The 12,686-nt window shown below is 37.0% G+C and carries 9 protein-coding genes; 6 read left to right on the top strand and 3 right to left on the bottom strand.

Translation table 11 applies throughout. The features are described 5' to 3' along the window. Positions 1–365 precede the first annotated feature (365 nt). On the bottom strand, positions 366–1,736 hold the full coding sequence (locus MHH81_RS02275; protein ID WP_340917404.1) for a C40 family peptidase: 1,371 nt from the start codon (positions 1,734–1,736) through the stop codon (positions 366–368). 405 nt (positions 1,737–2,141) lie between these two features. On the opposite strand from MHH81_RS02275, the gene MHH81_RS02280 reads away from it, so the two are divergent. The 3 genes from MHH81_RS02280 (at position 2,142) to MHH81_RS02290 (ending at position 6,717) form a co-directional block, all read left to right on the top strand. Further along, the gene (locus MHH81_RS02280; protein WP_340917406.1) at positions 2,142–4,037 is read left to right on the top strand and encodes a PrkA family serine protein kinase; all 1,896 of its coding nucleotides are present in this window, start codon (positions 2,142–2,144) and stop codon (positions 4,035–4,037) included. A 108-nt stretch (positions 4,038–4,145) separates the two neighbouring features. Further along, positions 4,146–5,300, top strand: coding sequence for a sporulation protein YhbH (gene yhbH, locus MHH81_RS02285; RefSeq protein WP_340917408.1), 1,155 nt, complete (start codon positions 4,146–4,148; stop codon positions 5,298–5,300). A gap of 19 nt (positions 5,301–5,319) precedes the next feature. Continuing rightward, complete coding sequence (locus MHH81_RS02290; RefSeq protein ID WP_340917410.1) at positions 5,320–6,717, top strand: SpoVR family protein; 1,398 nt, start codon at positions 5,320–5,322, stop codon at positions 6,715–6,717. A gap of 150 nt (positions 6,718–6,867) precedes the next feature. On the opposite strand, the gene MHH81_RS02295 is transcribed toward MHH81_RS02290, so the two are convergent. Then, positions 6,868–7,749, bottom strand: a complete 882-nt coding sequence (locus tag MHH81_RS02295) for an SDR family oxidoreductase (RefSeq protein ID WP_340917411.1) — start codon at positions 7,747–7,749, stop codon at positions 6,868–6,870. A gap of 155 nt (positions 7,750–7,904) precedes the next feature. On the opposite strand from MHH81_RS02295, the gene MHH81_RS02300 reads away from it, so the two are divergent. Both MHH81_RS02300 and MHH81_RS02305 read left to right on the top strand, forming a co-directional pair. Further along, positions 7,905–9,002 carry a threonine aldolase family protein gene (locus tag MHH81_RS02300; protein WP_340917413.1) on the top strand — a complete coding sequence of 366 codons (1,098 nt, stop codon included), beginning with the start codon at positions 7,905–7,907 and terminating at the stop codon, positions 9,000–9,002. A 77-nt stretch (positions 9,003–9,079) separates the two neighbouring features. Next, positions 9,080–9,259, top strand: a complete 180-nt coding sequence (locus tag MHH81_RS02305; protein WP_340917415.1) for a hypothetical protein — start codon at positions 9,080–9,082, stop codon at positions 9,257–9,259. A 957-nt stretch (positions 9,260–10,216) separates the two neighbouring features. Here the strand turns inward: MHH81_RS02305 and MHH81_RS02310 are convergent. Further along, positions 10,217–11,491, bottom strand: a complete 1,275-nt coding sequence (locus tag MHH81_RS02310) for an Nramp family divalent metal transporter (protein WP_340917417.1) — start codon at positions 11,489–11,491, stop codon at positions 10,217–10,219. 242 nt (positions 11,492–11,733) lie between these two features. Between MHH81_RS02310 and MHH81_RS02315 the strand changes: the two genes are divergently transcribed. Continuing rightward, on the top strand, positions 11,734–12,606 hold the full coding sequence (locus MHH81_RS02315) for a patatin-like phospholipase family protein (protein ID WP_340917419.1): 873 nt from the start codon (positions 11,734–11,736) through the stop codon (positions 12,604–12,606). Positions 12,607–12,686 lie beyond the last annotated feature (80 nt).

Here is a 12,686-nt window from a genome sequence, read left to right on the forward strand (position 1 = left end):
TAATTTCCTTCTACTGGTAAAAGAGTATATGACCAAAAAATAGTTAGCATCTATTGTATAGAGGAGCACTAGAGCACCCGAAATTGCATCTTCGGGTGCTTCCTATATGAGGTGGAAAGTATCTTTTCACTCATTATCCAAAAAGATCTTAATCTTATTCGTACTGTTAAAGGAGGGCGACGGACAGACAAACACCAAAAGATTACCGAGAAAAGAGAGGCTGGTCGTGACGTAAGTCACGACCAGCCTCTTAAAAATCAATCGGTAATGATATAGCAATAAGTCTGTCCAAAGACCTCCGAAAACGATACAAAACAGGTTTTGTACTTAGAGGGCTCTTGCGCTTTTCTTAGAAATGGCATTTCTTAAAGAACACGACGAGCTGTCACGTAGTTTTGATTAGCCCAAGTAGAGCTTAAGCTCTCTTTTACTACGCTGCCATTAGTTTTTAGACTAATATATTGATTGGCTCCTATATAAATGGCAGTTTGTGTAATTTTAGTTCCTCCATTATTAGAGGAGAAGAAAATAAGATCCCCTTTTTGCAAGCTACTTTTTTGAACTGTCTTTCCTACTTTTGCTTGCTCACTAGCTAATTTACTATTTAAATTAATACCTTGCTTATTGTAGACATAATACGTAAATCCGGCACTAGTAAAAGTTAAGTTGCTTTCATTGTATCCATATCCAAATTTTGCTTTCCCAATAAGACTAGTAGCTAAATTGACTACTTTGTCTGCAGGCAATGTAGTAGTTTCTTTGGGTGGTGTTACATTAGTGTTGGGTGGAGTAGCCGAAGTACTTCCTGAAACAACACGTTTTGCAGTAATGTAATGTTGATCATAATAGTCTACAAATAGAACTCTTGATAAAACTCCGTTTGAATTCGGAATAATAATACGATGATCTCCTGCGTAGATTGCTATCATAGATGGTGTATTTGATCCTATAACACTATTAAAGAAAATCAAATCACCTTTCTTTAAGTTTGTTTTGGAAACTGTTGTCCCTTTATTCATTAGCTCTTTTAAATTTGTCGTCCCTAATTTTACCCCATTTGTTTTATACACATAGTCAACAAACCCAGTGGGAGTAAAACGTAATGTAGATTCATTATTGACACTACCCATGGTAACTTTATCTATTAAACTATAGGCTTTTTCAACAATGTTATCTCCTTTAGTTGCTGGATTGGCAGGAAGGAATGTAGGTAAGACTCTTCGTGCAGTTATATAATTGTCTTTATAATATGGCTTGCTATCTAAATCCGTAATGACAATTTTTTGTTTAGGGTCAGCCATATGAATAACTTTATTGTCTCCAATATACATGGCAACGTGATTTGGTACATTACCACCACTACTATCAAAGAATAGTAAATCCCCTTTTTGTAGTTGATCTCTGCTCACATAAGTTCCTTGTTTCATCATATAATCTTCATTATACGTACCGAGGTGTACCCCATTTTTCTCGAAAATGTACATAAGAAAAGTCGCGCATGAAAATTTGTATGGGTAAGTTCCCTTGTATTCTGTATTACTGTAAGTAGCCTGACCTATTAAGCTTTTCGCTGTTTGTATTAATTGATTAGCTTTTGTTTCTACTGCTTGTTGGTTATTTTGTGCATTTATTGTTGCTGCTGAGGCTGTAACCGGATGAATAGCGGCAGGAGCAACCCCCAATGTACTAAAACCAATTACAACTGATAATGTAGTTGCGACGAATCGTTTTTTCATCGTATACCTCCAAAAGTTTATTATTTCTTGCCTACACCGATTCTAGCATGTGCAAGTGGAATAATTTAAGGGAAATCCTTCCACAGTGTGTGAGAGAAGACTTTAAGCATTGCAACTAAAGGATTCCTAAGGGAAGTTTACAATTTGATTACAAACGTTTCAAATGTATTAAAGTGTGGAGCTTATTACTTATAGAAAACCTGTAACAAGTGTCTCCTAAAGCCCTCAATCCATATTATTTTTTTTTACATGTTCTAATTTTCTTTTAAATTGTTATTCGTTTTCACCAGTTCCAATCCTAAAAAAATAATAAATGTTTGTACATGATTCACAAAAGTAATTGGTATCATAAATTCACTCCTTTCATACTATGTATAAAAGAAAGCCCCTAGATGGAGGGAAAAGATGGATATTTTAAACAAGGTCAAAAGCTACCGTGAAGAAGAGAACAAACTTAAGTGGGAAGGCTCGTTCGAGGAGTATTTAGCTATTGTGAAGGATAGACCAGAAGTTGCGCAAACGGCACACTCACGTGTATATAATATGATTAAAAGCTCGGGGTTAACGGAAAGAGATGGGCTTAAGATGTACCGTTTCTTCGGAAAAGAAATATTTGGACTGGAAACGGCGATTGAACGACTAGTGGAAGAATATTTTCATCCCGCTGCCAAAAGATTAGATGTTCGTAAACGAATTCTTTTGTTAATGGGGCCGGTTAGTGGAGGGAAATCATCTATTGTGACGCTGTTAAAACGTGGTCTTGAACAGTATTCAAGGACAGATGAAGGAGCGGTTTACGCAATAAAAGGTTGTCCAATGCATGAGGATCCTCTGCACTTGATTCCACATCATTTGCGTGAGGATTTTACAGAAGAGTATGGAATTCGTATAGAAGGTAGTTTGTCACCACTAAACACGATGCGGCTTGAAAAGGAGTATGAAGATCGCATAGAACGTGTAGTAATAGAGAGGATTTTTTTCTCGGAAGACAAACGAGTAGGAATCGGAACATTTACACCTTCTGACCCTAAATCGCAAGATATCGCAGATCTAACAGGTAGTATTGATTTTTCAACTATTGCAGAATTTGGTTCAGAGTCAGACCCTCGTGCTTACCGTTTCGATGGTGAATTAAATAAAGCGAATCGTGGGATGATGGAATTTCAAGAGATGCTCAAATTAGATGAGAAGTTTCTTTGGCATTTATTATCCTTGACGCAAGAAGGAAATTTTAAAGCAGGTAGATTTGCTTTAATTAGTGCCGATGAACTGATCGTAGCGCATACGAACGAAACGGAGTACCGTTCTTTTATTTCCAATAAAAAGAATGAAGCACTACACTCGAGAATTATCGTAATGCCAATTCCTTATAACTTAAAAGTAAGTCAGGAAGAACGTATATATGAAAAAATGATTAAGGAAAGTGATATGACACATGTTCATATTGCACCGCATGCATTAAGAGCCGCTGCAATCTTTTCCATTTTGACAAGGCTAGAAGTTCCTAAAAAACAAGGAATTGATATTGTGAAGAAAATGCGCCTATATGACGGAGAAAGCGTAGAAGGATTTAATGAAATTGACGTGGAAGAATTGAAAAAAGAATCCCTTAACGAAGGGATGAAAGGGATAGATCCTCGGTATGTGATTAATAGAATTTCTTCCGCTATCATTCGCAAAGAAGTGCCATCAATCAATGCACTGGATGTTTTACGTGCATTGAAAGATGGGCTTGACCAACACGCATCCATATCCCAAGAGGACCGAGATAAATACATGAATTATATCGCTATTGCTCGAAAAGAATACGATGAAATTGCGAAGAAAGAAGTTCAAAAAGCTTTTGTGTATTCTTATGAAGAGTCCGCTATTTCGTTAATGAATAACTACTTAGATAATGTGGAGGCATATTGTAATAAAAACAAAATGAGAGATCCACTTACCGGTGAAGAAATGAATCCAGATGAAAAACTGATGCGTTCGATTGAAGAACAAATTGGTATATCTGAAAATGCGAAGAAAGCGTTTAGAGAAGAAATTCTAATTCGTCTCTCAGCTTATGCTAGAAAAGGAATTCGATTTGAATATAACTCCCATGAACGTTTACGTGAAGCGATTCAAAAGAAACTCTTCGCAGATTTAAAGGATGTTGTCAAAATAACTACTTCTTCCAAAACACCGGATGAAGCACATCTTAAAAAGGTTAATGAAGTAGTGGCTAGATTAATAGATGAACATGGATATAACTCCACTTCAGCAAACGAATTATTACGTTACGTAGGTAGCCTGCTCAATCGATAGAGAAAAAAACAAGACTGATTACTTTTCATTAGTCTTGTTTTTTTATATACATTGGCAATAACTTTGTATACCTGGCATAAGATAAAAAATAGGTAGGTGTTGATGAGAGTGAGCGAAAAAGAAGAAAAACAATTTGTCATCTCACAGGAAAATTGGTCCTTGCATCGAAAAGGGTATCAAGATCAGGAACGTCATGTGGATAAAGTAAAAGAAGCCATTAGGGATAACTTACCAGAATTAATAAGCGAAGAAAGTATTATTATGTCGAATGGACGAGATGTGATTAAAATACCCATTCGCTCTCTAGATGAATATAAAATTCGTTACAATTATGATAAAACAAAACATGTAGGTCAAGGGGATGGCGATAGTCAAGTAGGGGATGTCATTGCTCGTGGTACTGAAGACGGAGAAAGTGGATCAGGTCAAGGGAAGCAAGCTGGAGATAAAGCTGGGCAAGATTATTATGAAGCAGAAGTCACTATTGCTGAACTAGAAAATGTTTTATTCAAAGAGATGGAATTACCAAATTTACAGCAAAAAGAACAAGCAGACATTACAACCGATAAAGTGGAATTTAATGATATACGTAAAAAAGGGCTAATGGGAAATATCGATAAAAAGCGGACAATTATTACAGCTATCAAACGAAATGCAATGAAAGGAAAAGCGGAAATTTCCCCTCTGAATAATGATGATTTGCGTTTCAAAACATGGGATGAAGTGACAAAACCCGAATCTAAGGCAGTTGTGCTTGCAATGATGGATACAAGTGGCTCCATGGGGGCATTTGAAAAGTATTGCGCAAGAAGTTTCTTTTTCTGGATGACAAGATTTTTACGCTCCAAATATGAAACAGTCGAAATTGAATTTATTGCTCATCATACAGAGGCAAAAGTCGTGACAGAAGAAGCATTCTTTTCGAAAGGCGAAAGTGGTGGAACTATTTGTTCCTCTGCATATCAAAAAGCATTAGAGCTTATAGCTCAAAAGTACAATCCAACCCGCTTCAATATTTATCCCGTTCACTTTTCAGACGGAGAAAATATGACAAGTGATAATGAGAAATGTTTAAAGCTTGTTAATGAACTAATGGAAGTTTCTAGTATGTTTGGATACGGAGAAGTGAATGCACATAGTCGATATTCTACTCTAATGAACACATATAAAAAATTGGATAATCCGAAATTTCGTCATTATGTATTGAAGGGAAATCGTGACGTATACGAAGCATTGAAAAGCCTTTTTAAAGCTACAGTTTGAGTTGAAAGGGGGTAAGTTGATGGATAAGAAGCTTCATCATGCAATAGCAGAGATTACGGAAATTGCATCAGGTTTTGGACTTGATTATTTCCCTATGCGTTATGAAATTTGCCCTGCTGATATTATTTATACATTTGGCGCGTATGGAATGCCAACACGCTTTACTCATTGGAGTTTTGGAAAGCAATTTCACAAGATGAAGATGCAATATGACTTTGGACTAAGTCAAATATACGAGCTTGTCATTAACTCAAATCCTTGTTATGCGTTTTTGCTGGATACCAATAGTCTTATTCAAAATAAACTCATTATTGCTCATGTACTTGCTCACTGTGATTTTTTTAAAAATAATGTTCGTTTTTCCAATACGAGAAGAGACATGGTTGAAAGTATGACGGCAACAGCTGAACGAATTGCGGATTATGAAATGCTTCATGGTAAAGAAGAGATAGAAAGCTTTTTAGATGCTGTCTTAGCTATTCAAGAGCATATCGATCCCTCCATTATTAGGCCTAAACTGCCAGACTATAATTTGGAGGAGGAAGAAGTAGAGACAGTACGTAAAACAGCCTATGATGATCTATGGAACATTGATCAACCAGCAAATGATAAGAAGTCAACTGTTCCAAAAAGAAAAAAATTTCCTCCAAATCCCGAAAAAGATTTATTGTTGTTTATCCAAGAGTACAGTCGTGAATTAGAGGAATGGCAACGTGATATCTTAACAATGTTGCGAGAGGAGATGCTTTACTTTTGGCCACAACTAGAAACGAAAATAATGAATGAGGGTTGGGCCTCCTATTGGCATCAACGAATCTTAAGGGAAATGGATTTAACATCTGATGAAACGATAGAATTTGCGAAATTAAATGCAAATGTTGTTCAGCCATCTCAAACAACTATAAATCCATATTATTTAGGGTTGAAAATTTTTGAAGACATCGAAAAGAGATATGATCATCCTAATGAAGAAATGAAAAGAATAGGGATAAAGCCTAACTCTGGCCGAGAAAAAATGTTCGAAGTAAGAGAAATTGAATCGGATATTTCCTTTATTCGAAACTATTTAACAAAAGACTTGATGAAGAAAGAAGACCTGTATTTGTTTGAAAAAAAGAACGGAAACTATCAAATAACAGATAAAGATTACGAGCATGTAAGAGACCAACTCGTTTCCATGCGAGTCAATGGAAGTTTTCCATATATTGTAGTGGAAGATGGAGATTACTCGCGTAACGGAGAACTATATTTAAAACATGGGTATGAGGGAACGGAACTGGATTCTCGCTATTTAGAAAATGTGCTCCCTTATATTTATCAACTTTGGGGGCGTACTGTGCATTTGGAAACATATGTAGAGAATAAACTAACCCTCTATTCCTATGATGGAAAAAAAGCCTCACGCAGTTTCATTTGAGTAAAATGGACCGTATAGTTGGACGAAAATGAAGGAATGATATATTTGCAGTCCGAACGCTTCAAACACACCTTCGAAAAGACGACCAGAAAAAGAAGCTCTTTGCATAAGCGAAAAGCTTCTTTTTCAAGTTGACTGCTTTACCCGTATTTAAGAACCGACAAAGTCCCCACCATCGACATGGATGGTTTGTCCGGTCATGTAGCTTGAATCGGAGGAAGCTAAAAACACATAAGCAGCTGCATTTTCAGCGGGTTGCCCACGTCTGCCTATTGGGGTGTCATCACCGTGTTTCTTCACTTTATCTTTATCGAAAGTTGCAGGAATTAGCGGAGTCCATATCGGTCCCGGTGCAACAGCATTTACACGAATTCCCTTCTCAACTAAATTTAGTGCAAGGGACCTTGTGAAGGGGGTAATTGCTCCTTTTGTAGCTGAATAATCAATAAGCTCCGGAGCTCCTTTATATGCAGTAACAGAAGAGGTATTTACTATCGTATCACCTTTTGACATATGAGGAAGAGCTGCCTGTGTTAAATAAAACATAGAATAAATATTCGTTGAAAAAGTTTCTTGTAATTGATCAGGAGTGATCTGCAAAAAGTCTTTCTGAGGAAATTGTTTTCCGGCATTGTTGACTACTATATTTATGTGGCCAAAATTTTGAATTACTTGATCCACGGCACTTCGACAGTTTTCATCATCGCTCAAATCAGTTTCAATTTTGATTGCCTTCACTCCGAATTCTTCTATGAGTATCACTGTTTTCTCAGCGTCTTCCTGTTCGTTTGGATCCAAATAAACAATAGCGACATTCGCCCCCTCTTTTGCAAAAGCAATAGAAACAGCTCGACCAATTCCACTGTCACCACCTGTAACAAGCGCCACTTTTTTCGTCAGCTTACCAGAACCTTTATAGTTTTTATCATCAAAAATAGGAGCAGGTGACATTTCTTCTTCGATACCCGGTTGTTGGTTTTGGGTTTGTCCTGAAACCTCGTTATGGATTTTTTTATATTTATCTGGCGTCATGGAAATCCTCCTTTAATAGTCACTTATCCTATTCTTCCCTTCCTGGACGAAAACAAACTATGAAAAGGGATTTAGATCTTATTACCTTTCCAAGATAAAATGATTTACAATTAAGATTATTGTAAGTACTCGAAAAATAATAGGAGATAGATAAAATGAGTGAAACTAATTTTTTACTAGAAGCATTTAAACAAACCAACGATCAACTAGCAGGCCACGGAAAGAGAAACGTCCAAATTCTAAAAGAAGCTTTGCAAGAGGTTGATGGGCAGCAAGAAAGCGATGTATATGGCAATGGGCAGATTATCGAAGACTTTCAAGTGAAAATGGCTACGTATTTAGGAAAAGAAACAGCTGTATTTTTCCCAAGTGGTACAATGGCGCAGCAAATCGCGCTACGTATATGGTGTGATGAAAAAGGCTTGAAAAAAGTTGCTTATCATCCATTATGCCATTTAGAGATCCACGAGGAAGATGGCTTAAAGGAATTACATCACATCGAGTCTATTTTGTTCGCAGATAAAAGCAGATTAATAGAATTGGATGATGTGTTGAGTATGAAAGAGGAAGTTGCATCCATACTACTTGAATTACCTCAACGCGAGATAGGTGGACAGTTAGCAGATTTTGAAACGCTGGAATCCATTTCTAACTATTGCCGTCAAAGAGGCATTAAGTTGCATTTAGATGGAGCACGACTTCTGGAGGTACTTCCATATTATAAAAAAACAGCTGCGGAAATTTGTAGACTTTTTGATAGCGTATATATTTCCTTTTACAAAGGAATCGGTGGAATTGCGGGAGCAATTCTTGCAGGTGATAAAGAGTTTACAGAGAAGTCGAAAGTATGGAAAAGACGGCACGGTGGAGATTTAATTAGCTTGTATCCATATATCGTTAGCGCAAATTATTATTTTGATGAAAGATCTTCAAAAATGGAGAAGTACTACGAAGATGCGAAAGAGCTGGCTAAATTCTTCAACTCTTGTCATGCAGTTTCAACAATACCGATTGAACCCGTTTCAAATATGTTTCATGTTCATTTTCATGCACCGAAAGAGCAAATGGAATCTTTGCTAGTAGAGATATATAAGGAAACAAGTATTGGTTTAACAGGATACTTAAGGGAAGTAACGAAGGATACATGTTCTTACGAAGTAAGTATTGGAGATCAGTATGCCAAACTACTTAAAGAAAAAGTGAAACATGTCTTCCAGTTGCTTGATGAGAAAATGAAGAGTTCTGGATACTAATTCTTTTCAAAAAACATGTCAACTATGAATAAAACCTGACCATTTGCACAAATTACTCTTCATGGAGGTGAATGTTTATGCCAAAAGATAAAAATGTGAGGAAATCATTAGACCGAGAAGAATATGGTTTCGGACACGATCTTAGTCCAGATGATTTGGATGTAATTGGTCAAAATCAAAATGCGAAGAAAAATAACGATAATGAAAATAAAGGTAAACCCTCAAAGAAAGATAGCCCCTCAAGATTAAATATCTAATAGTATTTTGAATGTAAAAGTGCCCGTATGCGACCAATGACTAATTGTTCGCATACGGGCACTTTAATTTTTGCTCTGTTAAACGATCATTTTGTTATGGACGAAAATTGCGGGGTCTTGGCAGCCCGTTTTTCCGCAGGAGTATCGTGGCAGAACCCGCTTTTTGATTAAATATAACATCTAGGTGATTCCGTTCCAGGCGGACGCTTTCCGCGGGCGGTCCGTGAGCCTCCTCAGGCCGACAGGATGTTGGTCACGAAGGCGTTGAGGCCCACAGGATGTGGGTCATGCAATCGTTGCCGCAGGACGCGGCGAACTTAGATTGCCTTCCATTTGAGGTGGCGTTCTTAGCCTTTGTTCCTATGTGCGCTCCTGCGGGGTCTCACCTGACGCGCTTTTCCCGCTGAAGTCGCCGCCTTCCACTCTCATCACCATAAAATAAATGCGCTTTAAACTAAGAGAGTAGCGTGTTTCCTATTTAATAGAAGGAACTAATTTAAGTGGTATGCCCAATGATTTCAAATTAAGAATTCCTCCAATTAAGTCCTTACATGGCACTGTACGATTTTATCGTGCCAAAAGATAATGCAGATGACCGGTGGGGCATTAATTTAATTTATACAATCGAGTTAATTTCATAAGTAATACTTTGTCATTAAAATATGAACATTTATCACTTTGTAGATTGAAGCGGAAAGCGTCCGCCTATAGCGGAAATCAACTATACTTTAATCCGTGTAAAATATATATTTCTTTAGTTTCCTTTAATATTTGATCGTGTGTTTTTTTCATGTAAATTGGAATTATAAAAATTGATTCAAACAAAGAAGAAATTCACCAAAGAAATCCGGCACTTCCTGCTCAAACTTGAACAAGAAGTGCCGGATTTTTGTTTAAAAAGAATTTACTGTTTTAAAAACATAAGTGTTTCTCATGGCCTCATTTAACAGAGCTTAATTAAAGGAATTTATCAAAAACTTTAACTAGTTCTTGTATTCCAAGGTAACCAAACATAATGAGACAACTTACTAACACAGCATTAGGAACCCATTTGTTTCTCGCTTCTATTTCTACCTTTTTAGAGTTTAATAGTAAAAGTAAAGACGCAGCTAAAAATGGCATAAATAATGCCCCTAAAGCACCATACAGGATAATAAGTTCAACTGGTTTACCAAAGTAAAACAAAATCATTGGTGGGAATGTAAGCCAGCATAAGTAAAAGCGATACGCAGGATCTTTTACAGATACTTCTTGTTTTCCTGGTAGTTTCTTTTTACGCACTGTTTTAACGAAGTCAGCAAACAGATAAGGGACTCCATTCCAAACGCCTAGAAGTGAAGAAAAAGCAGCAGACCAAAAAGCCACTAGGAACATCCATCTCATTGGAGTACCGAACTCTGCTCCAAGCATGTGCGCTAACTTTACTAAACCTTCATCATCCCGAATACTGACACCAGAACCCATTAAAAACTGTGCACCAATAATTAGTCCTGCTAAAGTAAAGAGTCCAGTAAGTAGGTAAGCAATTTTTGCATCCGTACGCATAGCAGCAATCCATTGCTTTCCTTTCCATCCTTTTTCAGTTAACCAATAACCATAGGATGCCATTGTGATAGTTCCCCCAACGCCCCCAACTAGTCCGAGCATTAGAATAAATGACCCTTGAGGAATTCGTGGAACTAATCCATAGGTGAATTCACCGATACTCGGTAAGAATAAAGCTGCTGTACCAATAATTGTCACGAACATAATTCCGATTAGTATAGCCATTACTTTTTCGAATAAGAGATAGCGTCCTACCCAGATTAATATAAATCCGATAACTGAATGGACAATTGCCCATGCCCAAATTGGCATGATAGGGAACATAGCATGCATGGCCATCCCTGATGTGGAGGCTGCGGCAGCCCCATATACGAATCCCCAAATAATCGAATATACGCCGAAATAGCCCGTAGCCCATTTACCTAGTTGATGCCAGCCCTCTAATATAGTTTGTCCTGTTGCTAAATACCATCTTCCAACGCCCTCATTTAAAAAATATTTTAAAACAGAACCTACAATGATTGCCCAAACAAATGTCATCCCGAATTGTGTACCTATTACGAGTGAAGTTATTAAATCCGCTGTCCCTGCTCCAGTGGCTGCAACAACAATTCCCGGACCAATATTTCTAAGTTTTTCACCAAATGTTTTTGGTGGAAGTAGTTGTTGATTAATCTCCATTGTCATAAATTATCCCCCTATATTGCATCTTAAATAAAAGATGAAACCCCTTACATTTAAAATTGTACGATATTCGTACTTGTGTACGAATAATGAATTTAACTTATTATAACTAGACAGATTTATTATTGCAATCAAAATTTTTAAATATATTAGATTAATATCAATTTAATTGTCGGATTTTGTTCTAATAACCAACCCTTTTTCCTACATTGATATAACGACATGAAAAAGGGAGAAGGTCATGTATGTTAATAGATGGGGTGTTTTCAGGCGGTGGAATGAAAGGGATTGGATTAGTAGGTGCTTATCAAGTGCTAGAAGAAAAGGGCTATCGTTTTAAACGTGTGGCAGGAACAAGTGCAGGGGCGATTCTTGCGTGTTTTATAGCAGCTGGATTTACAAGCAAGGAAATAGAAGAATTGATGGTCAATCAAAACTTTCAAGCCCTCTTAGATCCTCGTAAGACAGTCATTCCGGTTCCTTTTATGAAGTGGTTAAATCTGTATTGGGGTCTAGGTTTATATCAAGGAAAGGCATTAGAAAACTGGTTTCTCGAAAAGCTTGCGAAAAAAGGGGTTTATACATTTTCGGATATAGCACCGGGAACTTTGAAGCTTGTGGCTTCGGATTTAACGAACGGAAAAATGATGGTTCTTCCGGATGATTTAGTCAAGTATGGTTTATCTCCAGATAAGTTTCTTGTAAGTCGAGCGTTACGCATGAGCTGTGGCATTCCCTTTTTCTTTGAACCAGTGAGATTAAAGGTAAGTTCAGGGGATACGATCGTCGTAGATGGTGGTGTATTAAGTAATTTTCCAATGTGGATTTTTGATAACGGACAAAAAGAGCGCCCTATAGTTGGCCTTAAGTTGAGCGGTAGTTCAGAAGAAATAGAACCGCGTAAAATAAAAAATGGCTTAAATTTATTTGAAGCGCTCTTTTCTACAATGAAAAATGCACATGATGATAGATATATTTCACGCAAAATTGAAAAGAATGTAATCTTTATTCCTGTCGATGAATACAGTGCTACTCAGTTTGATCTGAGTGATGAGATGAAAGCCGAACTGTTATTAAAAGGGCGAAAGAGTGCTACCCAATTTTTAAAAACGTGGTAATTAAGTGAATCGCATATGTTTAATTCCTCTTAGCAAAGGAATACTAGAAGGGAGAGCGTTAATAAAGGAGACGATTATTC

The sequence above is a fragment of the Psychrobacillus sp. FSL H8-0484 genome (assembly GCF_038005325.1).
In the GTDB taxonomy this organism is placed as follows: domain Bacteria; phylum Bacillota; class Bacilli; order Bacillales_A; family Planococcaceae; genus Psychrobacillus.